The organism is Deltaproteobacteria bacterium, from assembly GCA_020848745.1.
Taxonomy (GTDB): domain Bacteria; phylum Desulfobacterota; class Binatia; order UTPRO1; family UTPRO1; genus UTPRO1.
Window position 1 is genome coordinate 31593 of the sequence record JADLHM010000054.1, and the last position, 24697, is coordinate 56289.

The window sequence follows — 24697 nt, forward strand, 5'->3', positions numbered from 1 at the left end:
GGTGCCCTTCACGCAGCTCATCTTCGACCTCGACAACACGCTCTACCCATCGAGCCGCGGCGTCGTGGACCGCGTCGACGTTCGCATCAACCGCTACATGGTGGAGCGGCTCGGCATCGCACCCGGCGTCGCGGGTCCGCTGCGCGCGCGCTATCGCGACGCCTACGGCACCACGCTGAGCGGGCTGATGCGCCACCACGCCATCGATCCCGACGACTATCTGACCACGATCCACGAGATCGCCGTCGAGGAGCTGCTCACCGCCGACGCCGCGCTCGCGGCGATGCTGACGACGCTCGCGCAGCCGAAGGCGGTGTTCACGAACGGCTCCGCGGAACATGCCGAGCGCGTCCTCACGTGTCTCGACGTCCGTGCGCACTTCGCTCAGATCTTCAGTCTCGAAAGCGTCGCCTACGTCCCGAAGCCGGAACGGGTCGCGTTCGAGACCGTGCTCGCGCGCCTCGGAGTCGACGGTCCGGACTGCGTCTTCGTCGACGATCGCCCCGACAACCTCGCCACCGCACGCGCGCTCGGCATGCGCACGGTGCTGGTCGGCGAGCGAACCGCCGCCGCCGATCTTGCCGCCGACGGCGCGATCGCCTCGATCCACGACCTCGCCTCGCTGCTCGCGAGCTTCTGAGGGCGAGTGTCGCGCCCGTCCCGAATCCGGTAGGGACGGCGGCACGATGTCCGGCCGCTTCTCGCTCTACGTCCACGTTCCCTACTGCCAGGCGAAGTGTCCGTATTGCGACTTCAACTCGTACGCGGCGACGCGCTGGCCGGAAGACGCGTACGCCGACGCGCTCCTCGCGGAGCTGCGACGCCGCGCCGCCGAGCCCCCCTTCGCCGGCGCCGCCGTCGCGACGATCTTCTTCGGGGGCGGAACGCCGTCGCTCTTCCGGCCCCGCACGATCGAGCGCCTGCTGACCGGCATCGCCACGACGTGCCCGGTCGCCGCCGACGCCGAGATCACGCTCGAAGCCAATCCCGGGACCGTCGAACGCGGACGTCTCGCCGATTTCCGCGGCGCCGGCGTGCGGCGCCTCTCGTTCGGGATCCAGTCGTTCCAACCCGACCTGCTGACCACGCTCGGCCGCATCCACGATCCCGACGAAGCGCGCGCGGCGATCGACGCGGCACGCGCCGCCGGCTTCGACGAGCTGAATCTCGACCTCATCTTCGCGGTTCCCGGCGAGACCCGGGCGCAGTGGGAAGCCGACGTCGCCGAGATCGTCCGTTTCGCGCCCGAGCACGTGTCGGCCTACAACCTCACGTACGAGCCGGGCACGCCCTTCCACACGCTGCGCGCGCGCGGCGCGCTCACCCCGCTCGACGACGAGGACGAGCTCTGGATGTATCAGCACGCGCGCCGCGCCTTCGCGGCGGCCGGCTACGCGCAATACGAGATCTCGAGCTTCGCCCGGCCGGGGCACGAGGCGCGTCACAACCAGAGCTATTGGCGCGGGGTCGACTACCTCGGTCTCGGGGCCGGGGCGCACTCGTACGCGCGCCATCCCGCGTGGGGCCGGCGCTGGTCGAACGAGCGGATCCCGGAGCGTTACATCGCCGCGGTCGACCGCGGTGACCCGACCGCGAGCGCCGAGACCCTGACGTTCGACACCGCCGCCGCGGAGTTCGTGTTCCTCGGGCTGCGCGAGATGCGCGGCATCGAGCCGGCCGCATTCGCGGCGCGGTTCGGGACGCCCCTGGAGGAGATCCACCCGGAGATCGCCGGGCTGCGCGCCGACGGGCTGCTCGTCGACCACGGCGGACGGGTCGTCCTCAGCGAGCGCGGCCTGCTCCTCGCCGACTCGATCTTCGCCCGCCTCATGTGACGCGCCGCTCCCTTCGCGTCATACGCCGAAGAGGCTGAGCGCGAAGCGCGCGGAAGGCTCGATCCACTGGCCGCGACAGACGAGCCCCGCCGCGCGCGCCATCGCGACCAGACCGCCGGGCTCGTACTTGTAGGAGCTCTCGGTCCAGATCGATTCGCCGGCGCGCAGCGCGACGACGAGATCCGCGAGCGCCACTCGCACGATCTGATCGCGACGGCTCACCAGATGCGACTCCATGCGGAAGAGCTCCGCGTTCCACCGCGGCACGTGATCGAACGCGGCGAGATCGAAGTCGCCGCCGAGCTCGCGATTGATGCGGTCGAGCAGGTTCTTGTTGAAGGCGGCGGTCACGCCGATGGGATCGCCGTACGCGAGGAGGAGGTCCTGCTCCGGTTTCACGAGGTCGGCGCCGAGCAGGAAGCCGTCGCCGGGACGCAGACAGTCGCGCACCTCGCGCAAGAACGCGATCGCGCTCGTCGGATGGAAGTTCCCGATGTTGGAGCCGAGGAAGAGCACGAGCATCGAGCCCTGCGCGGGTCGACGCGCCACCGCGTCGCGCAACCCCGGACCGAACGGCGCGCGATGGCCGACGACCGAGACCTCGGAGAGGCGGCCGAGCGTGCGCGCCGAGAGCTCGAGCGCGGTCGCCGAGACGTCGACGAGACGTACGAGCATGGGACGCGCGCGTCGCATGCGCTCGACGAGGAGCGCGAGCTTTGCCCCGCTCCCGCATCCGAGCTCGACGATCGTGGTGAGATCCGGCAGCAGGCCGCCGATGGTCTCGGCGTGGCCCGCGAGCAGGGCGCGCTCGGCGCTCGGGATGCGATACCAGGGCAGCTGGCAGATCGCCTCGAAGAGCTGCGACCCGAGCGCGTCGTAGAAGTACTTCGCCTGCAACTGGCGCGGACGCAGTTGCAGGTCGCGGCGCACGTCGGCGGCGAACTCGCGGCGCGCGTCGTCGGCGGCCGCGCCCCGCGGCGCGAGACTGCGAAGCTCCGCCGGCGCGATCACGAGCGCACGCACCGGAACGTCGCGTAGGGATACGGGTAGCGCGGCCGGAACCAATTGCGCCAGCTGCGCCGGAGGAGCTCGGATGCCGTCGCCGGAGATGCGCCCTTCATGACGTAGTGCCCTCCATCGAAGAAATCGGCCGAGTATCGCGGGTACGACGGCGTCGGCGTGAAGCCGGGAAACGGCGCGAACACGGTCGCGGTCCACTCCCACCCGTTGCCGACGAGATCGTGGACGCCCCATGCGCTCGCGCCCTCCGGGTGCGAGCCGACGGGCAGCGGATCCCAATGACGCAGACCGAAGTTGCCGTGACGCGCGCCCGGCGGCCCGGAGCCCCAGGGAAACGCCCGCTCGCCTCCCGTCGGCGCGCCGAACGCCGCGCGATGGTACTCGGCCTCCGTGCACAGACGCGCGCCGCGCCAGCGCGCGTACGCCTCGGCCTCCGCGTGGCTCACGTAGACCGGCCAGGCCGGCGGCAGCGGCACGTCGGCGAAGAGCCCACGCCAATGCCACCGCCCCTCGCGATGCGACCAGAAGCTCGGGTGCCGGAGGCCCTCGCGCTCCCGCCACGCCCAGTTCTCCGCCGTCCAGAGCGCGGGATCCTCGTAGCCACCGCCCTCCACGAACGCGAGGAACTCGCGGTTGGTGACGTCGTGGACGTCGATCGCGAACGCGGGAACGTCGACGTCGTGCGCGGAGAACTCGTTGTCCCACCCGAAGACGACGTCGTCGGGAGACACGCCGAGCGTCGCCCGGCCCGCGGGGATCTCGACGGTACGCGGCGCCGGTGGCTCGCCGCCGGCGATCGGCCGGTAGCCGCGAGGGGCCACCTTCAGCGACGTCGGGAGACGATGGAACATGTAGAGCAGCGTCTCGTGGTGCATCGCCTCGTGCTCGAGGATCGTGAAGAGCGCGAGGCCGCGATGCAGCATCGGGTCGTCCGCGCGGCAGAGCCCTTCGGCCTCGAAGGCCGCTTCGACCAGCCGATCGCAGGCGGCCGCGAAGGCGCCGACCTCGGAACGCGTCGGCCAGGAGGCCACGTCGGGGCCGGCCTCGCCGTCGCCGGGGTCGATCCCGCGCTCGAAGAGCGTCTCGAGGTCGGGAGCGACTCCCGGGAGCCCGAGCCCGCGCTTCACGAGCGTGTTGACGTTGAACGCCGGGAGATGACCCTCGTAGAAGACCAGGGGGTGCCGGAGGCTGATCGGGCGCGCGAAGTACGCGTCGTCACGCAGGAGACCGAACCACGCCCGCGAGCGTTCGCGATTGCGACGAAACCAGTCGCGACACCAGGCGAGGTCGACCGCGGCCGTCGGCATCCGGGACATGCTGCGCCCCGTGCCGGGCATAGGCAACCACGGCGGATCCGCGCGGCGCGGATCCGCCGGACGTCACGCCATCCCGAGCCGGGCCTTGCCCTCGGGCGAGATCATGTTGGGATTCCACGGCGGATCCCACACGACCTGCACGTGCGCCTCGACGACGCCCGACAGCGCCTCGATTCGCCGCTGCGCGTCCATCGCGATCGACGGCCCCATGCCGCAGCCTTGCGCGGTGAGGGTCATCTGGACGTCGACGGTGCTGCCGCCCGCCGCAGCATCGGCGATCGTGAGGTCGTAGACCAGCCCGAGGTCGACGATGTTCACGGGGATCTCGGGATCGTAGACGTCCTTGAGCGCCTCCCACACGGCCGCCTCGCTGGCCCGGCCGTCGGCGCTCGCCTCGGCGGCGGCCTCCACGCGCCGCGGCTCCTTGCCGAGCGCGTCGGCGTCGCGGTCGTGCACGCGGAAGAGCCCGCCCATCGCCGGCACCTGCAGCGTGTACGTGTCGCCGAGCGCCTGCGTGATGATCGCGAGCGTACCCTCTTCGATGGTGACGGTGTTGCCGTGCGGAATCTGGATGGCCTCGCACGTGCGCCGGATCGTGATCTGTTCGTAGCTCATGCCTCCTACTTACCTTCGCCACCGGAGCGCCACAACGCCGCACCCGCTCTTTTCGGCCCCGATCCTTTCGTGACATAACGCGCCGATACGAAAGGGGGTCGTCATGATCGCATCGCTTCGCAGGAGTGCCGCCGTGTGGACGATCGGGATGGTGATGGGGATGGGGATGGGGATGGCCGCCTGCTCCAAGCCGGCCGAGCCGCTCAAGATCGCGCAAGTCGACCTGACCCACGAGGTCGACGAGCACAACGAGGCGCGCTCCGCCCGCGAGACGTTCGCGCCGACGAGCACGATCTACGCGTCGATCGCGATCGAGGGGACCGGTCAGGGGACGCTCACCGCCAAATGGACCGACCCGAGCGGTCAGGTGCTCGCCGATCAGAAGCAGGACATCAACAACACCAAGCCGACGCGCTACGAGTTCCACATCCCGCCCGCCAAGGGCGAGCACCCGCTCGGTCGCTACCACGTAGTCATCGCGCTGAACGGCGGCAAGGAGGCGGGCGCCACCAAGAATCGCGAGTTCGAGATCCGCGTCACGCAGTAGCCCGGCGATGGAGCCCCGCCCGCAACACGCCGAGCCGTCGGCGGCGCCGGCGCTGCCCGAGCCGCCGTTCGCGGAGCGTGTGCGGACGCTGCTCCACGTCGGCCGCACCGGCGCGCTCGCGACGCATTCCCGCAAGCGCGGCGGGTTCCCCTTCGCCTCGGTCATGCCCTACGGCCTCGACGCGGACGGTCGGCCGACCTTCCTGATCAGCACGATGGCGATGCACACCCAGAATCTCGGCGCCGACCCGCGCGCGAGCCTGCTCGTGACGCAACCCGGCTGGACCGAAGATCCCCTCGCGGGCGCGCGCGCCACGCTCGTCGGCGAGGCGCGCCGCCTCGAGAACGTCGAGGCCGTCCGCGGCGCGTACCTCGCCCGCCATCCGAACGCGGAGCACTGGGTCGATTTCGACGACTTCGCGTTCTTCGCGATGGACGTGGTCGACGTCTACTACGTGGCCGGCTTCGGGACGATGGGATGGGTCGACGCCGCCGAGTACGGGGCGGCCTCCCCCGATCCGCTGGTCGACGTCGAAACCGCGATCGTCGAGCACATGAACACCGACCACACCGACGCGCTCGTCGCCTTGTGCCGGCATTTCGCGGGCGTCGAGGCGGAGTGCGCCACCATGACGAGCGTCGACCGCCTGGGCTTCCGTGTCCGGAGCCGCAGCGGCGACCGCTTGCGGGGTCTGCGCATCAACTTTCCGACCGAAGTGCGGTCGGGCGAGCAGGCCCGCACGGTCCTCGTCGCGATGCTCCGCGAGGCGCGCGCCGCCGGCGCGCGCTGACCCCCCACGACCGTCGCGTCACCCCTTGCTCGTCGGGGAGCGGGCGCGTAGCCCGCGAGAACATCGTGGCTTGACGCCCGGCCGCGCCGAATATATCCATCCATCCGGCTCGACGGATGTTGCCCATGCACGCCAGCGCGACTCCCGCGGTTTTCGCGCACCTGCCGGTGCTCGCCGACCTCACCCGCAGCCGCATCCTGCTCCTGCTCGAAGGCCAGGAGCTGACGGTCGCCGAGCTCTGCGCGGTCATGCAGATTCCCCAGTCGACGGTGAGCCGGCACCTGAAATCACTCGCCGACGGCGGCTGGGTGACGGCGCGCGCGGAGGGCACGAGCCGGATCTACCGGGGCCGCCGCGACGCGATCGACCCCGCCGGGCAGCGCCTCTGGCAGCTCGTGCGCGAGCAGGTCGCCGACACGCCGAGCGCGCTCCAGGACGGCCGCCGGCTCGAACGCGTCCTCCGCCAACGGCGCTCCAAGTCACAGCAGTTCTTCACGACCTCGGCGGGCCAATGGGACAAGCTCCGTGAGGAACTCTTCGGCGGCTCGTTCCATCTGGCGGCGCTGCTGGGCCTGCTCGATCCGAACTGGACGATCGGCGATCTCGGGTGCGGCACCGGCCAGGTCGTCGAAGCGCTCGCTCCGTGGGCGAAGCGGGTCATCGCCGTCGACGAGTCCGCGGCGATGCTCCAGGCCGCCAAGCGACGCGTCCGCGCCCTCGCGAACGTCGAGGTCCGGCGTGGCTCCCTCGAAGCGCTTCCGATCGACGACGCCTCGCTCGACGCCGCCACGTGCGTGCTGGTGCTGCACCACGTTCCGGCGCCCGAGCGCGCGCTCGCCGAGGCGGCGCGCGTGCTGCGCCCGGGAGGCCGGCTGCTCCTCACCGACATGATGCCGCACGATCGCGAGACCTATCGCCACCAGATGGGCCACGTGTGGCTCGGCTTCTCGGACGCCGAGATCCGGCGCTATCTGACCGAGGCCGGGTTCACGGCGCCGCGGATCCACGCGCTGCCACCCGAGCCGAGCGCGCAAGGTCCCACCCTCTTCGCCGTCGCCGCCACGCGGCGTTCCACCCTCACGCGCCCCGGTGAGCGCAGCGCGGCGCGCGTGTCCCCACCAACGACAGCTGACGAAGGAGAATCACGATGAGCATGCCTGCCGCCAAACCCTCGACCGCGTTCGCCGACGCCGTCCGCAACGGTCGGGTACCGTTCAAGATCGCCGATCTCTCCCAGGCGGATTTCGGCCGCCGGGAGATCCGCCTCGCCGAGCAGGAAATGCCCGGCCTGATGACGCTCCGCGCCCGCTACAAAGGCAAGAATCCGCTCGCCGGCGCGAAGATCATGGGCAGCCTCCACATGACGATCCAGACCGCCGTGTTGATCGAGACCCTCGTCGACCTCGGCGCCGACGTGCGCTGGGTGTCGTGCAACATCTTCTCGACCCAGGATCATGCCGCGGCGGCAGTGGTCGTCGGGCGGCCGGAGACCGGCGGCACCGTCGAGGACCCGCGCGGCACGCCGGTCTTCGCCTGGAAGGGCGAGTCGCTCGAGGAGTACTGGTGGTGTACCAACGAGGCGCTCCTCTGGCCGGACGGCAGCGGTCCGAGCCTGATCGTCGACGACGGAGGCGACGCGACGCTCGTCGTCCACAAGGGCCTCGAGTTCGAGAAGGCCGGGGCCATCCCGGCGTTCGACCCCGACAAGGATCCCGAGGAATGGGGCGTCATCCTCGACCTGCTCCGCAAGGTGCAGAAGCAGGACAAGAAGCAGTGGCATCGCATCGCGAGCGGACTCCGCGGCGTCAGCGAAGAGACGACGACGGGCGTCCACCGGCTCTATCAGATGCAGGAGGCCGGGACGCTCCTCTTCCCGGCGATCAACGTCAACGACTCCGTCACCAAGAGCAAGTTCGACAACATCTACGGCTGCCGCCATTCGCTCACCGACGGCATCTGCCGCGCGACCGACGTCATGCTCGGCGGCAAGGTGGCGTTCGTCGCCGGCTACGGCGAGGTCGGCAAGGGCTGCGCGCAGGCGCTCCGCGGCCAGGGCTGCCGCGTCGTCGTCGGCGAGATCGATCCGATCTGCGCGCTCCAGGCGGCGATGGAAGGCTACGAGGTGAAGCCGCTCGAGGACGTCGTCGCGACGGCCGACCTCTTCATCACGACGACGGGCAACGTCGACATCGTCACCGTCGAACACATGAAGAAAATGAAAGACAAGGCGATCGTCGGGAACATCGGCCACTTCGACAACGAGATCGACATGGCCGGCCTGAAGAAGATCGCGGGCATCGAGCGCATCAACATCAAGCCGCAGTACGACGAATGGCGCTTCCCCGACGGCCACAGCGTGATGATCCTCGCCGAGGGGCGCCTCCTGAACCTCGGCTGCGCCACCGGCCATCCGAGCTTCGTGATGTCGGCGTCGTTCTCGAACCAGGTGATCGCGCAGCTCGAGCTGCACCTCCACAACGACAAGTACGAGAAGAAGGTCTACATGCTGCCCAAGCACCTCGACGAAGAGGTCGCCCGGCTGCACCTCGCGCACCTCGGCGTGAAGCTCACCAAGCTCACGCCCGAGCAGGCGGCGTACATCGGCGTGCCGGTCGAGGGCCCCTACAAGTCCGACCACTACAGATACTGATTACATAGGGGGATCTCTCCGCCTTTGACCCCCGGCTCGCTTGTACTCGGAGAGTGCTGGCGCTCGGCCGCACGCTTCGCTTGCGGAGAACCTTGGCTACGGGGCCCCAAAAATCGAAAAGCCGGCGCGCCCTGCACGGGCCGCCGGCTTTCGACACGGTTCGAAGTCGTTTACCCTGTCTACCGGCCGCCCGCCGCTGCTTTGGCGGCGCCGAGCCCTGCGGCCTTGCGCAGCTCCTCGGCGCGGTCGGTGCGCTCCCACGGGAAGAGGCCCTTGTCGGCCTTGCGGCCGAAGTGGCCGTACGAGGCGGTCGACCGGTAGATGGGTCGCTTGAGATCGAGCGTCTTCACCAGCGAGGCGGGGCGGAAGTCGAAGGCCTCGCGCACCAGCGCCGCGACCTTGTCGTCGGGCAGCACGCCGGTGCCGAAGGTATCGACCAGGACCGAGAGCGGCTCCGCGAGACCGATCGCGTACGAGAGCTGCAGCTCGCAGTGGGTCGCGATGCCGGCCGCCACCACGTTCTTCGCGACGTAGCGCGCCATGTAGGCGGCGCTGCGATCGACCTTGGAGGGATCCTTGCCCGAGAAGGCGCCGCCGCCGTGCCGACCGTACCCGCCGTAGGAGTCGACGATGATCTTGCGGCCGGTGAGGCCGCAGTCGCCCATCGGTCCGCCGACCACGAACCGTCCGGTCGGGTTCACGTGGTAGCGCGTCTTGGCGTCGAGGTACTGCGCGGGGATCGTCTTCTTGATGACTTCTTCGAGAACGAACGCGGAGAGCTTCTCGTGGGCGACGTCGGGCGAGTGCTGCGACGAGATGACGACCGAGTCGATGCGCACCGGCCGGCCGTTCTTGTACTCGACCGATACCTGCGACTTGGCGTCGGGCCGCAGATAGTCCACCTTCCCGGACTTGCGGACCGCCGTGAGGTTCTCGACCAGACGGTGCGCCATCTGGATCGGGAACGGCATGAGCTCGTCGGTCTCGTTGCAGGCGTAGCCGAACATCAGGCCCTGGTCGCCCGCGCCCTGCTCCTTGTGCAGGCCCTCGCCCTCGGTGACGCCCTGGGAGATGTCGGGGGACTGACGGTCGACCGCGATCAGGACGGCGCAGGTCTCCGCGTCGAAGCCCATGTCCGAGGAGGTGTAGCCGATGTCCTTGATCGTGCCGCGCACGATGTCGGAATACGGCACGACCGCCTTCGAGGTGATCTCGCCCGCCACCACGGCCATCCCCGTCTTGACCAGCGTTTCGCACGCGACCCGGCTCTGCGGATCTTCGGTCAGCAGCGCGTCGAGAATCGCATCCGAGATCTGGTCGCACATCTTGTCGGGGTGCCCCTCGGACACCGACTCCGAGGTGAACATGAAATCCTTGAGTGGCATGCGAAAATCCTCCTGAGGTGGGTGGGATCTTATACCGAGGCGTTTCGCGGAGCGTCAAGGCGGGAAGCGGCGGATGCGGCGGAAGCCGGGCGCGGGACGCCTGCGCGCCCCGCACGGGTCACGCGCTCTCGTGAAATCGCTGCGCGATCAAGTCCGCCAGGGCATCGATCGCCTCCTCGGCGTCGGGCCCGGTGGCGACGAGCGCCAGCTGCGTCCCCTGGCCGGCGGCGAGCATCATCAAGCCGAGGATGCTCTTGCCCGAAACCGACTCGTCGCCGTTCGCCACGGTCACCTCGGCGGTGAACGCGCTCGCGGTCTCGACGAAGCGGGCCGCGGCGCGCGCGTGCAACCCCAGTTGGTTGATGATCTCGACGTCGGCGCGCACCGTGTCCGCGTCGAGGCGCTCTTTGCGGAGCAGGGTCATCGTCGGGTCGGCGCGGCGCGCCCCTCGCCGTCCAGGGGATTCACGCGCAGGATGTGATCGCGCCCGTAGTCGACGATGAACGTCGCGAGCTGCTCGATCGGCATCTCGTGACGCGCCGAGATCACCTTCACGATCAGCGGCAGGTTCGAGCCCGTCACCACCTGGATCCGCGCTTCGCGGGCAAGCGCCATGCTGACGTTGGTCGCCGTGTCGCCGAACATGTCGGTGAGGATGATCGTACCGTCCCCCCGCTCGACCGACGCGGCCGCCGCCGCGATCTTCGCCTTCAACGTCTCGAGCGTGTCGTCGAGGGTGGCGCCGACCGCCACCATGTTCGGGACGGGGTAGCCGAGCACGCTTTCGATGTTGCGCAGGACCTCGGGAGCGAGAGTCCCGTGTCCGACGAGTACGATGCCGATCATGACGAGCGATTCGCGTCCCGGTGTTGCACCCGCACCGGACATCCGTGCCCCGCCAATCGCCGCTCCAGTTCCAACGCGAGCGCGACCGAACGATGTCTGCCTCCGGTGCAGCCGAGACCCACCGTCAGATACCGCTTGCCCTCGCGAACGTACAGCGGCAGCGAGAAGTCCAGCAGCGCCGTCGTGAGGGCCAGGAACTCCTGGGTCTCCGTGCGTTCGAGCACGTAGCGCGCGACCGCCGGATCGGTCCCGTCGAGCGCGCGCAGCTCCTCGACGAAGAACGGATTGGGCAGAAACCGTACGTCGAGCACGATGTCGACGTCGGTCGGGAGGCCGTACTTGTAGCCGAACGAGAGGAGGAGGACGCGCATCACGGCCTCGCCGCCGGAGAGGTCCCCGAGCAATCGTCGCAGCTCGTCGCGCAGCTGGTGCACGGTGAAGGCCGACGTGTCGATGATCCGGTCGGCGAGGGCCTTCAGGCCGGCCAGGCCCTCGCGTTCGCGGACGATGCCCGCCGCCACGTTGGAGCCGTCGGCGAGCGGATGCGGCCGGCGGGTCTCGCTGAACCGTCGCACCAGGACGTCGTCGGCCGCGTCGAGGTACAGGATCTCGACGCGATGGCCGGCGCGCCGGATCTCGTCGAGAACCGTCGCGTAGTCGCCGAGGAAGGCGCGCTCGCGGAGGTCGATCCCGAGCGCGACTCGCGGAATGTCCTCCTCCGAATTCTGACAGAGCTCGATGAACTTCGGCGTCAGCACGACCGGCAGGTTGTCGATGCAGTAGAACCCGAGATCTTCGAGCACGCGGATGGCCGTGCTCTTGCCGGATCCCGACAGGCCCGTGACGATCACGACGTGCACGGACCCTCCCCCGGAGTACGCTCGAGCGGGTTGGCGACCGATGCGCGCGGGCCCGTCTCGTCGGGCGCCGCGCGACGTCGGCGGCGCGCGATCTCGCTGTCGAGGCGCGCCGCGACCTCGCGCGCGGAGTGGCGCCCGAGACGCTTCAGGACGTGGTTGCGCGCAGCGACCTCGATGATCGTGGCCACGCTTCGGCCCGGGCGGATGGGAATGCGGACCTTCGGCAGGGTGACGTCGAGGATGGCGTGGGTCTCGTCCTCGAGCCCGAGCCGGTCCGCGCGCTCCTCCTTGCTCCAATCGAACATCTCGGCGACGAGCTGGATCGCCTTCTCGTGAAGCGTCGCCATGATGCCGAAGAGATCCTGCACGTTGATGATGCCGAGGCCCCGGATCTCCATGTGATGCCGGATGAGCTCGGCGCCGGAGCCGATCACCCGGCCCGCGCCGACGACGCGCGCCTCGACGACGTCGTCCGCGACGAGACGGTGCCCGCGCGTCACGAGGTCGAGCGCCGCCTCGCTCTTGCCGATGCCGCTCTTGCCGAGCAGCAGGACACCGAGGCCGAACACCTCGACGAGCACGCCGTGGATGAGCGTGTGCGGCGCGAGGCGATCCTCGAGCCAGGCCGTCACGTTCCGGATGAGCTCGGAGCTCTTCAGCTCGCTCGTGACGAGCGGCACGCGATGGCGCTCGGCGGCCTCCGCGAAGTACGCCGGCGGCGGCGTGCCGTTGCTGACGATGAGACAGGCGAGCCGCTCGCCGAGCACACGGTCGACCGCGCGGCGCGCGGCCTCGTCACCGAGCGTCGCGAGATATCCGAGCTCGGTCCGGCCGATCACCTGAACCCGCTCGGGGTGGATCTGCGGCAGGTACCCGGCGAGCGCGAGGCCCGGCTTCTGGATGCGGGGGATCGCCACCCCGTTTCCGAGCCCGGCGGCGCCGGCGACCAACGTCAGCTTCCACGCCTCGCCACGCGCCTGCAGCAGCTCGCTGATCGTCACCATTGGCCGGAGCCTCGTACCCTCGGCGTTCCGTCGAGCCGACGCGTCGTCGCCGCGCTCAGTACTTCTCGTCTTCTTCCTTGATGATCGCGAAGAGCTGCTCCTGCGACCCGCCGCTCGCGAGACGGTCCCGGAAGCTCTTGTCCTTGAGGAGACGCGACACGCGCGCCAACGCCTTCAAATGGATGCCGGCCGAGTCCTCGGGCGCGACCAGCAGGAAGAAGAGACGCGTCGGACTCCCGTCGAGCGAGTCGAAGGGCAGGCCGGCGGCGCTGCGCCCGAAGGCCGCTACCACGTTGGTCACGCCCGGCATCTTGCCGTGCGGGATCGCGATGCCCTCCCCGATGGCGGTGCTGCCGAGGGCTTCGCGGTCGAGGAGCACCTGCATCAAGCGCGCCCCGTCGATCTCCGGGTGGAGCGTCGCGAGCAGGGAGGCGAGCTCCCGCAACGCTTCGCTTTTCGTCGTCGCCTTCATCACGGGAAGGATCGCGTCCGGCGCGAGGATGTCGAGGATCTTCATGGGCGACTCGGGTGCGTATACCGCAGCCCGACCTCACGGGCAAAAAGTCAATCGGCTTCTGGCTCGATGAGGCCGTAGTCCCCGTCCTTGCGCCTGTACACGACCGAGAGCCGCTCGGTCGCGGCGTTCCGGAACACCAGGAACTCGTTGCTCATGAGGTCCATCTGCATGACGGCCTCTTCGACCGACATCGGCTTCACGGGCAGCCGCCTGGTGTGTGCGACTTCCGGACCCTTGCGGCGTCCGAAGCTGTCGGCGCGCAGCACGTGCATGCGCAGGCCCGGGACATCGCGGACCGGGGACGCCGGCGGCACGTCGCGCACGGCGATCTGCGCGCGGCGCGAGCGCGGCGGGCGCTTGTGATCCGAGATCTTCTCGGTGTGCTTGCGGGCGCGGTGCTCGAGCTTGTCGCCGGCGAGGTCGATGGCCGAGTAGAGATCGCCGGTCTCCTCCTTCGCCGTCATGGTGGTCCGATCGGCCTTCAGGATGACCTCGGCGATGTGCCGCCGCTTCACCACGGAGAGAATCACGTGGGCGTCGATCGGCCGATGCACGTACTTCGCGACCCGCCGCACGCGCTTCTCGGCATGCTCGCGGAGCGCGTCGGTCGCCTCCATGTGCCTGAAGGTGACGTTGATTCGCATGCTCCCTCCCGAAGCCTCCACCGACGGAGGCGCGGCCCCGCCCCGCCGTCAGACGAACTGACGGCGCTTGGACGACGGCAGGATTCCCATCAGCTCCCGATACTTCGCCACCGTCCGCCGCGCAATGTCGATGTTGTCCTTCGCGAGCTTCTCGGCGATCGATTGGTCGCTGAAGGGGCTCGACGGGTCCTCGCCGCCGATGATCTCCTTGATCTTCTTGCGCACGCTCTCGGCCGACACGTCCTCGCCGTCGGCCCCGCGCAGACTCGAGGTGAAGAAGTACTTGAGCTCGTGGATGCCTTGCGGCGTGTGGGCGTACTTGTTGGCCGTCGCGCGGCTCACGGTCGACTCGTGCATGCCGATGTCGTTCGCGACGTCCTTCAATACGAGCGGCCTCAGATGCGACACCCCGTGCTCGAAGAACTCGCGCTGAAACTTGATGATCGACTGCGTCACCATGTACAGCGTGCGCTGGCGTTGGTGGATGCTCTTGATGAGCCAGGCGGCCGCCCGCATCTTGTCCTGGATGTAACCCTTGGCCTCGGTCGAGTCCCCCTGGCCGAGCACGCGCCGATAGAACTGGCTCACGCGCAGACGCGGCAAGCCCTCGTCGTTCAGCGTGACCACGAGCTCGTCGCCCACCTTCTGGATGTAGACGTCGGGCGTCACGTAGCGCACGTCGCCGTCGCCGTAGTCGCGTCCCGGCTTGGGCTCGAGCGTCGCGATCACCTTCTGCGCCTCGGCGATGTCGTTCGTGGTGACCTTGAGCTCGCGCGCGAGCTTGTCGAAGCGCTTGCCCTCGAGCGCGGGCAGGTGGTCGCGCACCAGCGCCGCCGCGAGCGAATTGCCCTGTCCGAGCTGCGCGAGCTGCAAGAGGAGACATTCCGAAAGGCTGCGGGCCGCGACCCCGGGGGGATCGAATCCCTGCAGGATCTTGAGGAGCCGCTCGGTCTCCTCGAGGTCCGCGCCGGCCATGAACGCCACTTCCTCGATCGGCAACCGGAGGTACCCGTCGCCGTCGAGATTGGTGACGATGACGCCGATGATGGTCTGCTCCTGCTCGCTCAGGTCGGAGAGCCGGAGCTGCCACATCAGATGGTCGACGAGGGAGCTCGTCCGCACCAACGTGTTCTCGAGCGCCGGACGCTTGTCCTCGTCGTGGTCGTTGGACGACCCGGACGGCGCGTTGTGGAAGTCGTTGCCGTAGTTGTCGAGGTAGTCCTTCCAGTCGATCTCGCCGAGCGCGTTCGCGGCCGTCACCTCGGGCGCCGCGTCCTCCGTCGGCTTCCACTCTTCCGCGCCCGTGGTGGCGACGGTTCCGTCGACCGTCGGCACCTCGGCCGTCTCGAACGCCGTCTCGACCTTCTGCGGCTCTTCGGTCGTCTCCGCGATCTCCTCGAGGACGGGGTTCTGCGACATCTCGTCGACGATGAGCGCCTCGAGCTCCATGCGTCCGACCTGGAGGATCTTGATCGCCATCCGCAGCTGGGGCGTCATCACCAGCTGCTGCGTCAGCTTCTGATAGAGCTTGGTTTCGAGGGCCATGGCTCAGAGACTGAAGCGCTCGCCCAGATAGATTTCCCGCGCTTGGCGGCTCTGGGCGATGTGCGACGGGATCCCTTCCTCGAGGATCGAGCCTTCGTTCAGGATGTAGGCGCGATCGCAGATGCCGAGCGTCTCGCGCACGTTGTGGTCAGTGATCAGCACGCCTATGCCCCGCTCCTTGAGCTGTCGGATGATGTTCTGGATGTCGATCACGGCGATCGGATCGATGCCCGCGAACGGCTCGTCGAGCAGCATGAACGCGGGCGAGATGACGAGCGCCCGCGTGATCTCGAGGCGCCGACGTTCGCCACCAGACAAAGCGTGTGCCTTCGTCTTTGCGAGATGCGCGATGCTGAGCTCCTCCAGAAGGCGCCATAGCCGTCCCTGGCGTTCCTCGGCAGAAATCGGCAACGTCTCCAGTATCGCGAGCACGTTTTCCTCGACCGTGAGCTTGCGGAACACCGACGCTTCCTGCGGCAGGTAGCTGATCCCGGCGCGGGCACGCTGGAACATCGGGAGATCGGTCACGTCCACGCCGTTCAGCACGACGCGTCCGGCGTCGGGGCGGACGAGGCCGACGATCACGTAGAAGGTCGTCGTCTTACCGGCGCCGTTCGGACCGAGGAGCCCGACGACCTCGCCGGCGGAGATGCGGACCGACACGTCGCGCAGGACGCGGCGCCCCCCGAAGGACTTGTCGAGACGCTCGGCGGTGAGGAGGGACTCGGTCATGGCCGGGCCGGCGCGGGGGTGGCGGCGGCGCGCGGGGGCGTCCCCGCCACTCGGGGAGGCGTCGCGACCGCTTGAATCGGCAGCGCCGTCGCCTTGTCCCCGGCGGCGTCTTCCTTCCCGGGGTAGAGGATGGCCTTCACGCGGGTATTCGTGCCGCTCTCCACGACGCTGCGCTCCTCCTCGAGGTAGACGATGACCCGCTCGCCGGCGACCTGGTTCGGACCATCGTGCAGGACGGCGCCGTCGCTCAACGTGAAGGTCTGCTTGGCCTGGTCGAAGACCGCGCGCCGGCCTTCGGCGAGCTTCGTCCCCTGCCGGATCCGCACGTTGCCCTCGGCGATGATCTCCTTGATCCGATCGGCGTCGGTTCCGGCCCCGGATCCGGATCCGGCGGCCTTGGGGGTCTTCGGCTCCTGCTCGGTCGTCCGTTTGACCGCCCGCGGATCGTAGCTGATCGAGAGCGTGTCGCTGTTGAGCGTGACGTCGCCCTGCGTCACCTGCACGTGGCCGCGATACATGATGCTGCTGCCCTTGTAGTCGAGCTCGAGGACGTCGGAGTCGATGCGCACGGGCCCCTTGCCGGAGCCGAGCGAGAGGCTCTGGAACAGGCCTCCGGTCGGGTTGGCGACCGCGGCCGCCGGCTTCGCGTCCTCGGCCGCCGCAGGTCCGGCAATCGCCACGAGGAAGGCGACGGCGCCCGCCGTCACGTCACGACCGATTCGCATCCGTCTCCTCGGGCGTCCGCTCGAGAACGGTGCGCACGTTGCCTTCGAACCGCGCGCGCTGCGTTCCCATCTCGAGCGTCATGCGGTCGCCGCTGAGCGAGAGACCGTCGCCGGTCACCCGAACCGTCCCGGGGGACACCACGGAATCGTCGGCGCGCTGATAGACGGCCCGATCCGTCTGGACCAGGTAGTCGCGAAAGCGCAGCTCGATCCCCCCCTCGAGGTCGACCCGATCCATCTCGCGCCCGTCGAGCAGGATCTTCCCCTGCTTCCCCTTTACCGACACCACCCCCTGATCGTCCTTCACGAAGAAGCTCACCTCCGGGTCGTCGACGACGATCTGCTTGTCCTCCTCGAAGTACTGGGCCTCGCGGGCCGCGATCTCCCAGACCTTCCGTTCCCCTTCCATCTTGACCCGGCGGAAGTTCTGGATGCGCTGCGAGACCTGGGGGAGGAAATCCAGCTCACGCGTCCGGAGGCTGCGCAGGTGCTGCGCCCACTGGCTCCGGGCGAGCTGCACGACCACGGCTCCGACGGCGACGACCATGAGGACCGCGAGCAGGCTGCGTACCCGCCGCCGGCTGAAAGTCGAGGCCGACCCTTGATGCATGCAAGAAAAATACCATGCGCGGCGGGATAGTAAAGACTTGATTTGGTTGTAGGCTCGCGGCGCGCGGCCTCGACGCCCGACCCGACGGGTCAGACCACGCCGGCGCGCAGCAGATCGTGGAGGTGGATCACGCCCGTCAAGCGATCGTGGGCGTCGACGATGAAGAGCACCGTGATCGCGTGTCGCTCCATGGTGGCGACGGCGAGCGCGGCCAGCGCGTCGGCGGCGACGGTCTTCGGACGGCGGCCCATGACGTCGCCTACGGACCGCGTCATCAACGCCTCGCCCGCCCCGAGCGCCCGCCGCAGGTCGCCGTCGGTCACGACGCCCACCAGCCGGCCGTCGTCCTCGACCACGGCCGCCACCCCGAGACGCTTGGCCGTCATCTCGACGAGCGCCTCCGCCATGCGACTGTCGACGGTCACGCGCGGCACCGCGTCGCCGACGTGCATCAGGTCCGACACGCGCAGGAGCCGGCGGCCGAGCGTGCCGGCCGGATGCAGGGCCGCGAAATCCTCCGGCCGGAAGCCGCGGTGCTCGAGGAGCGCCACCGCGAGCGCATCCCCCATGGCGAGCGCGGCGGTGGTGCTCGCCGTCGGCGCGAGACCGAGCGGGCACGCCTCCTCGCCGACGCTCGCGTCGAGGACGATGTCCGCCGTCCGCCCGAGGGTCGACTCGACGCGGCCGACCAGCGCGATCAGCGGCACCCCGAGGCGCTTCATGTGCGGCACGAGCTTCAGGATCTCGGACGTCTCGCCGCTGTTCGACACGGCCAGCACGAGATCCTGTCGTCCCAGCATCCCGAGATCGCCGTGCAGCGCCTCCGCGGCGTGGAGGAAGAAGGCCGGGGTTCCGGTGCTCGCGAGCGTGGACGCGACCTTCCGGCCGACGTGCCCCGACTTGCCCATCCCGGTCACGACGACCTTGCCGCCGCGCTCGGCGATCAACCGGACGGCGGCGTCGAACCGCGCGTCGAGGCGCGCCGCGAGCGCCGACAGCGCCTCGGCCTCGACGGCGAGCACGCGCCGGCCGTGCTCGATGCTCGCCGGCGCCGGCGCGCTCCGCGCCGCACGCCCGGCCGAACGCGTCCGGGCGGCCCGCTTCATCGCGGCGCTCCAGCGCCGGGCGTCCCCTTCACGATCCGGTCGATCGCGACGAGGGTCGTGAGCACGGGCCGCAGGTCGTCCAGACGCAGCGAGTTCGGTCCGTCGCTCCTGGCGCGATCGGGATCTTCGTGCACCTCCATGAACACGCCCGCGACCCCGACCGCGACCGCCGCGCGCGCCAGTGTCGGCACGAACTCGCGCTGCCCGCCCGAGGCGGCGCCGGCGCCGCCGGGAAGCTGCACGCTGTGGGTGGCGTCGAAGATCACGGGGTAGCCGAAGCGCGCCATGATCGCGAGCGAGCGCATGTCGGCCACGAGGTTGTTGTAGCCGAAGCTCGCGCCACGCTCGGTGACGAGGATCCGCTGATTGCCGCCGGCGCCCGTCTTCGCGATGACGTGCTCCATCTCCGGCGGCGAGAGGAACTGCCCCTTCTTGACGTTGACCGGCTTCCCGGCCGCCGCGACCGCCACGAGGAAATCCGTCTGCCGGCAGAGAAACGCGGGCGTCTGCATGACGTCGACCACCGCGGCGACCGCCGGCACCTGCGACGCTTCGTGCACGTCGGTCAGGACCGGCACGCCGATATCGCGACGCACCTCCGCGAGAATGGCGAGGCCCTCGTCCATGCCCGGCCCGCGGAACCCCGCGCCCGACGTCCGATTCGCCTTGTCGAAGGACGCCTTGAAGACGTACGGCACGCCGGCCGCGCGCGCGACGTCGCGGATGCGCTCCGCGTGCCACAGCGCGGAGTCGCGGCTCTCGATGACGCAGGGGCCCGCGATCAGCGCGAACGGCCGCGCGTTGCCGAAGACGACGGACCCGACCGCGACCGTGCGTTCGCTCACGACGCCGTTCCTCCTCCGCGACGACGGGTCAGCGGCGCGCCGCGCGCAGGTTGCCGAGCGGCAGCGTGTCGCGCGCCGCGGTCCGGCGCATGAGCGCGGCGCGAACGAACCCGCGGAAGAGCGGATGACAGTCGAGCGGCTTCGACTTGAACTCGGGATGGAACTGGCACCCGATGAACCACGGATGGTCGGGGATCTCGACGACCTCGACGAGCGACCCGTCCGGCGAAAGCCCCGAGAGGCGCATGCCGTGCGCCTCGATCGTGTCGCGGTAGGCATTGTTGAACTCGTAGCGGTGGCGATGACGCTCCGAGATCTTCTTCTTCCCGTACACCTTCGCCGCGAGCGACCCGTCGGCGAGCACGCAGGCGTACGCGCCGAGACGCATCGTGCCGCCCTTCCGGTCGACGCTCTTCTGCATCGTCATCAGATCGATCACGGGATGCGGCGTGTCGGGATCGACCTCCGCCGAGTTGGCGCGGCCCAATCCGCAGACGTGCCGCGCGAACTCGATCACGGCCATCTGCATGCCGAAGCAGATGCCGAAGAACGGCACGTGCTGCTCGCGCGCGTAGCGGACGGCGGTGATCTTGCCCTCCGTCCCGCGCTGGCCGAAGCCCGCCGGCACGAGGATGCCGTCGGCGTCCCGCAAGAGGCCGAGGCCCTTCTGTTCGAACACCTCGGAGTCGACGTAGTCGAGGTCGACGGCGCACTCGTTCGCGAGCCCGCCGTGCGCGAGCGCCTCGTTCAAGCTCTTGTAGGAGTCGACGACGTCGACGTACTTGCCGACCACCGCGATCCGCACGCGCTCCTTCGGGCTCTTCGCGATGGAGACGATCTTCTTCCAGCGCGCGAGCTTGGGGGCGCCCGTCCACATGTTCAAGCGCTCGGCGATGCGGTCGTCGAAGCCCTCGTCGTGGAAGACCAGCGGCAGCTCGTAGATGCACTCGACGTCGCGCGCCGTGATCACGGCGTTGTCCTCGACGTTGCAGAAGAGCGCGATCTTCGCCTTCAGCTTCTGGTCGAGCGCGCGATCCGTGCGACAGAGCAGCACGTCGGGCTGGATGCCGAGGCCGGTCAGCTCCTTCACGCTGTGCTGCGTCGGCTTGGTCTTCAGCTCGTGCGCGCTCGAGATGTACGGCACGAGCGTGAGGTGCACGTAGATGACGTTCTCGCGGCCGTAGTCGGCGCGGAACTGCCGCACCGCTTCGAGGAACGGCAGGCTCTCGATGTCGCCGACGGTGCCGCCGACCTCGCCGATCAGCACGTCGAAGCCCTCGGCGGCGGCGGCGATCCGGGCTTTGATCTCGTCGGTGATGTGCGGGATCACCTGCACCGTGCCGCCGAGATAGTCGCCGCGCCGCTCCTTCTCGATGACGCTCTGGTACACGCGACCGGTGGTGATGTTGTTCTTCTGCGTCATCGGGGTCGAGACGTACCGCTCGTAGTGCCCGAGATCGAGGTCGGCCTCGGCGCCGTCGTCGGTCACGAACGTCTCGCCGTGCTGGAACGGGTTCATCGTGCCGGGATCCACGTTGATGTACGGATCCATCTTCAGCATCGTGACCTTGAGGCCGCGGCTTTCGAGGAGCGCGCCGAGCGACGCCGACGCGAGACCCTTGCCGAGCGAGGACACGACGCCGCCGGTGACGAAGATGAACTTGGTCTTGGCTTTCTTCGCGCTCACCGCTGACCCTCCACCAAGCGCCGCACCCGTTCGAGGTCTTCCGGTGTATCCACCTCGGGTGGCGCGCTGTCAACTTCGATCATCCGGATGCGCATGCCGCGCTCGAGCGCGCGCAGTTGTTCGAGCTCCTCGGCGCATTCGAGCGGCGAGCGCGGCGCCGCCGCGAGCGTGAGCAGCGCCGCGCGGCGATAGGCGTAGAGCCCGATGTGGCGCCGCCCGAGCGGCGCCTCGTGGGGCCGCGCGCCCCGCCAGTACGGGAGCGGACTGCGCGAGAAGTAGAGGGCGCATCCGTCCGCCCTGGCCGCGACTTTCACGACGTTCGGATTGCGATGCTCCGCCTCGTCGCGGATCGGCGTCATGAGCGAGGCCATCTCGACGTCGGGATCGTCGGCGCACGCCGCGACGCACGCCGACAGCGCCGCCGGATCGATGAGCGGCAGGTCTCCCTGGACGTTCACCAGGATCTCGGCGTCGAGGCCGCGGGCGACCTCGGCGAGCCGATCGGTGCCGGTCGCGTGCGTCCCGGTCATCACGAGGTCGCCGCCGAACGCGCGCACGGCGGCGGCGATGCGCTCGTCGTCAGTCGCGACGAGCGTGCGCGCGACGCCCGCGGCGCGCGCCGCACGCTCGTACACGTGCTGGATCATCGGCCTGCCGGCGATCGGCGCGAGCGGCTTGCCGGGGAGACGCGTCGACGCGTAGCGCGCCGGGATGATCGCGACGACACGTGCTGATCGGGGCGCGATCACGGACCGAGCTTATATGAATCGTCCGCCCGCCGTGTCAAAACGATCGCCAACGGGAGCACACGACATGGGCGACGACGCGACGCGGATCGAACGCGACTCGATGGGCGAGGTGCAGGTGCCGCGCGACGCGCTCTGGGGCGCGTCGACGCAGCGGGCGATCGAGAACTTCCCGATCAGCGGCTGGCGCTTCCCGCGCGGCTTCGTCCGCGCGCTCGGCCTCGTGAAGTCGGCCGCGGCGGAGGTCAACGGGTCGCTCGGCCTCCTGGCTCCCGAGGTCGCCGACGCGATCCGAGCCGCCGCGGACGAGGTGGCGGCCGGCGCGCACGACGCGCACTTCGTCGTCGACGTGTTCCAAACCGGCTCGGGCACCTCCACCAACATGAACGTCAACGAGGTGATTGCGAACCGCGCCAAGGCGAACGGCGTGGCCGTGCATCCCAACGACCACGTCAACATGGGCCAGTCGTCGAACGACGTGATCCCGACCGCGATGCACGTCGCCGCCGCCGAGGCGCTCGCGTCCGACCTGCTGCCGGCGCTCCGCGCCCTCGCCGCGGCGTTCGCCGCGAAGGCGCGCGAGCTCGACGGGGTGGTGAAGATCGGGCGCACGCATCTGCAGGACGCGACCCCCGTTCGCCTCGGCCAGGAGCTCGGCGGCCACGCGCGGCAGGTCGAGCTCGCGATCGCGCGGCTCGACGCCGCCGGCCGCGGGCTCGAGGAGCTCGCCCTCGGCGGCACGGCCGTCGGCACCGGTCTGAACGCGCACCCCGAGTTCGCCGGCCGCGTGATCGCGCGCCTCGCGGAGCGCACCGGCCTGCCCTTCCGCGAAGCGGCGAACCACTTCGAGGCGCAGAGCGCGAAGGACGCGGTCGTGCAGCTCTCCGGCACGCTCAAGACGGCGGCCGTCGCGCTCACCAAGATCGCCAACGACGTGCGCTGGCTCGCGTCGGGCCCGCGCTGCGGCATCGGCGAGATCACCCTCCCGGCGACGCAGCCGGGCTCCTCGATCATGCCCGGCAAGGTGAACCCGGTGATGGCGGAGGCGCTCCTCCAGGCGGCCGCGTTCGTGATCGGCGCCGACCTCACCGTCACGCTCGGCGGACAGGCCGGCAACTTCGAGCTCAACGTGATGATGCCGGTCATGGCGCACCAGCAGCTCGAGAGCCTGCGCATCTTCGCGGCCGCCGCGCGCGCGTTCACCGAGCGCTGCGTGGTCGGCATTCGCGCCGAGCGCGAGCGCGCCACGGCCGCGATCGAGCGGAGCCTCGCGATGTGCACCGCGCTCGCGCCCGTGATCGGATACGACGCGGCCGCGGCGATCGCGAAGGAGTCCTACGCCACCGGCCGCACCGTCCGGGAGGTCGCGCGGGCGCGGCGGGTGCTGCCGGAGGATCAGCTCGCGCGCCTCCTCGACCCGCTCCGCATGACGAAGCCGGGCATCCCCGAGTAGTCGCGCGAAACGTCCCGCGCCGCGGTGCCCGCTACTCGGTCGCGGGCGCCGGCGTCGCGGCGCCGCCCGTGCGGCCGCGGCCCCCGCGGCGCCGCCCGCCGCGCCGCCGCGGCCGGCGCCGCGCCGGTCCCTCGGCGGTCCCGTTCTCGCCGTTCGTCGGCGCCGAAGCGTCCTCGTCGAGCGCGGATTCCTCCGCTTCATCGGCCACGGCCTCGAGCTCGTCCACCGCGGCCTCCGGCTCCGCCTTCGACCCGGGCGGCGCCACGCTCGCGGACGCCGCGCCGCCGACCATTTGCACCCGGCCGTTCGGGAGCACCGCGATGTCCTTCATGCGACGCAAGCGCGTGACGAGTCGCGGCGAGCCCGGCGGCCGTTGGAACCCGGCCGCCTTCAACGCGACCGTGAGCGCGTCGAGGGTCACCGTGTGCGCTGGATCGGCGGCCGCGAGACGCGCGATCACGTGCTGCAACTGCTCCTGCGAAGCGGCGTGCGGCTCGTCCCCCGCGGGCGCGGCCGCCCGGGGCGGCGCGCTCGCCGGCCGCGCCGTGGACGGCGCCGACGCCGACGCCGGGCCTGTTCCGCGCCCGCTGCCCCCACGCCGCCGGCGGCGACGACGGCGCTCGCCGGTTCCCTCGCCGGCCCGCTCGGCCGCGGCGGCGCTCGGCGTCGCGCTGCGGTACGTGATGCGGTTGAACGCCACCCCGAGCCGCGCGGCGGCGTCGCCGACCGCGTCGAACGCGCGATCGTGCGACACGATGTCGATCGCGTCGCCGGGGCGCGAGCGCCCGAGCCAGATGCCCGCCTGGACGGCGATCCAGAGATCGCTCCAGTCCGAGACCCGGGTCGCCGGCGCGCTGTGCACGAGATGCGCCCCGCGCTGCGCGAGCGAGCGCCCGAGCTGCTGGCCGACCACCCGCCAGTTGCCGATCGCGGTGACTTCCGTGTTGCCCGCCGCGAGATCGATCTCGAGCTCGTCGAGCACGCGCGCGAGCTCGTGCTCGCTGCTCGTGTTCTCGACGTCGATGAAGACGGCGCGCCGCGGTCCGCGCACGGCATCGCCGGCGGTCGGTGCGGGTTTCGTCGCCTTCGCGGTCTTTGCGGCGGGAGCCCTGCGGGCGCGCGGCGCCGCGGTCTTTCGCGCCACGGTCTTCTTCCCGCGCGCGGTCGCCTTCTTGGCGGGTGTCTTGGTCGCCATCGTCCGGGCCTTATGACCGGTATC

26 protein-coding genes are annotated in these 24697 nt (G+C 70.0%); 7 read left to right on the plus strand and 19 right to left on the minus strand.

Annotation, left to right across the window (positions count from 1 at the left end; translation table 11 throughout):
- The first annotated feature begins 1 nt into the window (after window position 1).
- Window positions 2–640, plus strand: a complete 639-nt coding sequence (locus tag IT293_07015) for a pyrimidine 5'-nucleotidase (protein ID MCC6764398.1) — start codon at window positions 2–4, stop codon at window positions 638–640.
- A gap of 46 nt (window positions 641–686) precedes the next feature.
- Complete coding sequence (gene hemW, locus IT293_07020; protein ID MCC6764399.1) at window positions 687–1835, plus strand: radical SAM family heme chaperone HemW; 1149 nt, start codon at window positions 687–689, stop codon at window positions 1833–1835.
- A gap of 18 nt (window positions 1836–1853) precedes the next feature.
- Here the strand turns inward: hemW and IT293_07025 are convergent, their stop codons facing one another.
- From IT293_07025 to sufT, 3 genes are all read right to left on the minus strand, one after another.
- The gene (locus IT293_07025) at window positions 1854–2843 is read right to left on the minus strand and encodes an L-histidine N(alpha)-methyltransferase (GenBank protein ID MCC6764400.1); all 990 of its coding nucleotides are present in this window, start codon (window positions 2841–2843) and stop codon (window positions 1854–1856) included.
- Window positions 2843–4162 (minus strand): ergothioneine biosynthesis protein EgtB, encoded by a 1320-nt coding sequence (gene egtB, locus IT293_07030; GenBank protein ID MCC6764401.1) that lies wholly within the window; start codon window positions 4160–4162, stop codon window positions 2843–2845. Before egtB ends, IT293_07025 begins: the two co-directional genes overlap by 1 nt.
- 72 nt (window positions 4163–4234) lie before the next feature.
- Window positions 4235–4786, minus strand: a complete 552-nt coding sequence (sufT, locus tag IT293_07035) for a putative Fe-S cluster assembly protein SufT (GenBank protein ID MCC6764402.1) — start codon at window positions 4784–4786, stop codon at window positions 4235–4237.
- Window positions 4787–4919: 133 nt separating this feature from the next.
- Here sufT and IT293_07040 point away from each other — a divergent pair, with 133 nt between their 5' ends.
- The 4 genes from IT293_07040 (at window position 4920) to IT293_07055 (ending at window position 8773) form a co-directional block, all read left to right on the plus strand.
- Entirely contained in the window at window positions 4920–5333 is a 414-nt protein-coding gene (locus tag IT293_07040; protein ID MCC6764403.1) for a hypothetical protein, read from the plus strand.
- A gap of 7 nt (window positions 5334–5340) precedes the next feature.
- Window positions 5341–6123 carry a DUF2470 domain-containing protein gene (locus IT293_07045; protein ID MCC6764404.1) on the plus strand — a complete coding sequence of 261 codons (783 nt, stop codon included), beginning with the start codon at window positions 5341–5343 and terminating at the stop codon, window positions 6121–6123.
- A 116-nt stretch (window positions 6124–6239) separates the two neighbouring features.
- Window positions 6240–7274, plus strand: a complete 1035-nt coding sequence (locus IT293_07050; protein ID MCC6764405.1) for an ArsR family transcriptional regulator — start codon at window positions 6240–6242, stop codon at window positions 7272–7274.
- The gene (locus IT293_07055; protein ID MCC6764406.1) at window positions 7265–8773 is read left to right on the plus strand and encodes an adenosylhomocysteinase; all 1509 of its coding nucleotides are present in this window, start codon (window positions 7265–7267) and stop codon (window positions 8771–8773) included. Before IT293_07050 ends, IT293_07055 begins: the two co-directional genes overlap by 10 nt.
- 179 nt (window positions 8774–8952) lie before the next feature.
- On the opposite strand, the gene IT293_07060 is transcribed toward IT293_07055, so the two are convergent.
- The 15 genes from IT293_07060 to kdsB form a co-directional block, all read right to left on the minus strand.
- The gene (locus tag IT293_07060; GenBank protein ID MCC6764407.1) at window positions 8953–10158 is read right to left on the minus strand and encodes a methionine adenosyltransferase; all 1206 of its coding nucleotides are present in this window, start codon (window positions 10156–10158) and stop codon (window positions 8953–8955) included.
- A 118-nt stretch (window positions 10159–10276) separates the two neighbouring features.
- Window positions 10277–10582: an HPr family phosphocarrier protein gene (locus tag IT293_07065; protein ID MCC6764408.1), complete on the minus strand. Its 306-nt coding sequence runs from the start codon at window positions 10580–10582 to the stop codon at window positions 10277–10279.
- On the minus strand, window positions 10579–11004 hold the full coding sequence (locus IT293_07070; GenBank protein ID MCC6764409.1) for a hypothetical protein: 426 nt from the start codon (window positions 11002–11004) through the stop codon (window positions 10579–10581). Before IT293_07070 ends, IT293_07065 begins: the two co-directional genes overlap by 4 nt.
- Window positions 11001–11864, minus strand: coding sequence for an RNase adapter RapZ (gene rapZ, locus IT293_07075; GenBank protein ID MCC6764410.1), 864 nt, complete (start codon window positions 11862–11864; stop codon window positions 11001–11003). Before rapZ ends, IT293_07070 begins: the two co-directional genes overlap by 4 nt.
- Window positions 11852–12868 (minus strand): HPr(Ser) kinase/phosphatase, encoded by a 1017-nt coding sequence (hprK, locus tag IT293_07080; GenBank protein ID MCC6764411.1) that lies wholly within the window; start codon window positions 12866–12868, stop codon window positions 11852–11854. Before hprK ends, rapZ begins: the two co-directional genes overlap by 13 nt.
- A gap of 55 nt (window positions 12869–12923) precedes the next feature.
- Entirely contained in the window at window positions 12924–13385 is a 462-nt protein-coding gene (locus IT293_07085; GenBank protein ID MCC6764412.1) for a PTS sugar transporter subunit IIA, read from the minus strand.
- 47 nt (window positions 13386–13432) lie between these two features.
- Complete coding sequence (gene raiA / locus IT293_07090) at window positions 13433–14029, minus strand: ribosome-associated translation inhibitor RaiA (GenBank protein ID MCC6764413.1); 597 nt, start codon at window positions 14027–14029, stop codon at window positions 13433–13435.
- Window positions 14030–14077: 48 nt separating this feature from the next.
- Entirely contained in the window at window positions 14078–15574 is a 1497-nt protein-coding gene (rpoN, locus tag IT293_07095; GenBank protein ID MCC6764414.1) for an RNA polymerase factor sigma-54, read from the minus strand.
- 3 nt (window positions 15575–15577) lie between these two features.
- Window positions 15578–16306 (minus strand): LPS export ABC transporter ATP-binding protein, encoded by a 729-nt coding sequence (gene lptB, locus IT293_07100; GenBank protein MCC6764415.1) that lies wholly within the window; start codon window positions 16304–16306, stop codon window positions 15578–15580.
- Window positions 16303–17031: a hypothetical protein gene (locus tag IT293_07105; GenBank protein ID MCC6764416.1), complete on the minus strand. Its 729-nt coding sequence runs from the start codon at window positions 17029–17031 to the stop codon at window positions 16303–16305. Before IT293_07105 ends, lptB begins: the two co-directional genes overlap by 4 nt.
- Complete coding sequence (gene lptC / locus IT293_07110) at window positions 17015–17578, minus strand: LPS export ABC transporter periplasmic protein LptC (GenBank protein ID MCC6764417.1); 564 nt, start codon at window positions 17576–17578, stop codon at window positions 17015–17017. The genes IT293_07105 and lptC overlap by 17 nt, the downstream gene beginning before the upstream one ends.
- Before the next feature lie 152 nt (window positions 17579–17730).
- Window positions 17731–18747, minus strand: coding sequence for a KpsF/GutQ family sugar-phosphate isomerase (locus IT293_07115; GenBank protein MCC6764418.1), 1017 nt, complete (start codon window positions 18745–18747; stop codon window positions 17731–17733).
- A complete protein-coding gene (gene kdsA, locus IT293_07120; GenBank protein MCC6764419.1) occupies window positions 18744–19592 on the minus strand; it encodes a 3-deoxy-8-phosphooctulonate synthase in 849 nt (282 codons plus the stop codon). The genes IT293_07115 and kdsA overlap by 4 nt, the downstream gene beginning before the upstream one ends.
- Before the next feature lie 28 nt (window positions 19593–19620).
- Window positions 19621–21279, minus strand: coding sequence for a CTP synthase (locus tag IT293_07125; GenBank protein MCC6764420.1), 1659 nt, complete (start codon window positions 21277–21279; stop codon window positions 19621–19623).
- Window positions 21276–22025 (minus strand): 3-deoxy-manno-octulosonate cytidylyltransferase, encoded by a 750-nt coding sequence (kdsB, locus tag IT293_07130; protein MCC6764421.1) that lies wholly within the window; start codon window positions 22023–22025, stop codon window positions 21276–21278. Before kdsB ends, IT293_07125 begins: the two co-directional genes overlap by 4 nt.
- A gap of 67 nt (window positions 22026–22092) precedes the next feature.
- Here kdsB and IT293_07135 point away from each other — a divergent pair, with 67 nt between their 5' ends.
- Window positions 22093–23478 carry a class II fumarate hydratase gene (locus IT293_07135; GenBank protein MCC6764422.1) on the plus strand — a complete coding sequence of 462 codons (1386 nt, stop codon included), beginning with the start codon at window positions 22093–22095 and terminating at the stop codon, window positions 23476–23478.
- 31 nt (window positions 23479–23509) lie between these two features.
- Here the strand turns inward: IT293_07135 and IT293_07140 are convergent, their stop codons facing one another.
- Window positions 23510–24673 carry a hypothetical protein gene (locus IT293_07140; GenBank protein ID MCC6764423.1) on the minus strand — a complete coding sequence of 388 codons (1164 nt, stop codon included), beginning with the start codon at window positions 24671–24673 and terminating at the stop codon, window positions 23510–23512.
- Between the last annotated feature and the right edge of the window lie 24 nt (window positions 24674–24697).

Excerpts from the sequence above, each read along its gene's own strand:
- hemW (MCC6764399.1), top strand. The coding sequence starts at position 687 with ATGTCCGGCCGCTTCTCGCTCTACGTCCACGTTCCCTACTGCCAGGCG.
- egtB (MCC6764401.1), bottom strand. The coding sequence starts at position 4,162 with ATGCCGACGGCCGCGGTCGACCTCGCCTGGTGTCGCGACTGGTTTCGT.
- sufT (MCC6764402.1), bottom strand. The coding sequence starts at position 4,786 with ATGAGCTACGAACAGATCACGATCCGGCGCACGTGCGAGGCCATCCAG.
- IT293_07045 (MCC6764404.1), top strand. The coding sequence starts at position 5,341 with ATGGAGCCCCGCCCGCAACACGCCGAGCCGTCGGCGGCGCCGGCGCTG.
- IT293_07050 (MCC6764405.1), top strand. The coding sequence starts at position 6,240 with ATGTTGCCCATGCACGCCAGCGCGACTCCCGCGGTTTTCGCGCACCTG.
- IT293_07060 (MCC6764407.1), bottom strand. The coding sequence starts at position 10,158 with ATGCCACTCAAGGATTTCATGTTCACCTCGGAGTCGGTGTCCGAGGGG.
- IT293_07065 (MCC6764408.1), bottom strand. The coding sequence starts at position 10,582 with ATGACCCTGCTCCGCAAAGAGCGCCTCGACGCGGACACGGTGCGCGCC.
- IT293_07070 (MCC6764409.1), bottom strand. The coding sequence starts at position 11,004 with ATGATCGGCATCGTACTCGTCGGACACGGGACTCTCGCTCCCGAGGTC.
- hprK (MCC6764411.1), bottom strand. The coding sequence starts at position 12,868 with ATGGTGACGATCAGCGAGCTGCTGCAGGCGCGTGGCGAGGCGTGGAAG.
- IT293_07085 (MCC6764412.1), bottom strand. The coding sequence starts at position 13,385 with ATGAAGATCCTCGACATCCTCGCGCCGGACGCGATCCTTCCCGTGATG.
- raiA (MCC6764413.1), bottom strand. The coding sequence starts at position 14,029 with ATGCGAATCAACGTCACCTTCAGGCACATGGAGGCGACCGACGCGCTC.
- rpoN (MCC6764414.1), bottom strand. The coding sequence starts at position 15,574 with ATGGCCCTCGAAACCAAGCTCTATCAGAAGCTGACGCAGCAGCTGGTG.
- lptB (MCC6764415.1), bottom strand. The coding sequence starts at position 16,306 with ATGACCGAGTCCCTCCTCACCGCCGAGCGTCTCGACAAGTCCTTCGGG.
- IT293_07105 (MCC6764416.1), bottom strand. The coding sequence starts at position 17,031 with ATGCGAATCGGTCGTGACGTGACGGCGGGCGCCGTCGCCTTCCTCGTG.
- lptC (MCC6764417.1), bottom strand. The coding sequence starts at position 17,578 with ATGGTCGTCGCCGTCGGAGCCGTGGTCGTGCAGCTCGCCCGGAGCCAG.
- IT293_07115 (MCC6764418.1), bottom strand. The coding sequence starts at position 18,747 with ATGAAGCGGGCCGCCCGGACGCGTTCGGCCGGGCGTGCGGCGCGGAGC.
- IT293_07135 (MCC6764422.1), top strand. The coding sequence starts at position 22,093 with ATGGGCGACGACGCGACGCGGATCGAACGCGACTCGATGGGCGAGGTG.
- IT293_07140 (MCC6764423.1), bottom strand. The coding sequence starts at position 24,673 with ATGGCGACCAAGACACCCGCCAAGAAGGCGACCGCGCGCGGGAAGAAG.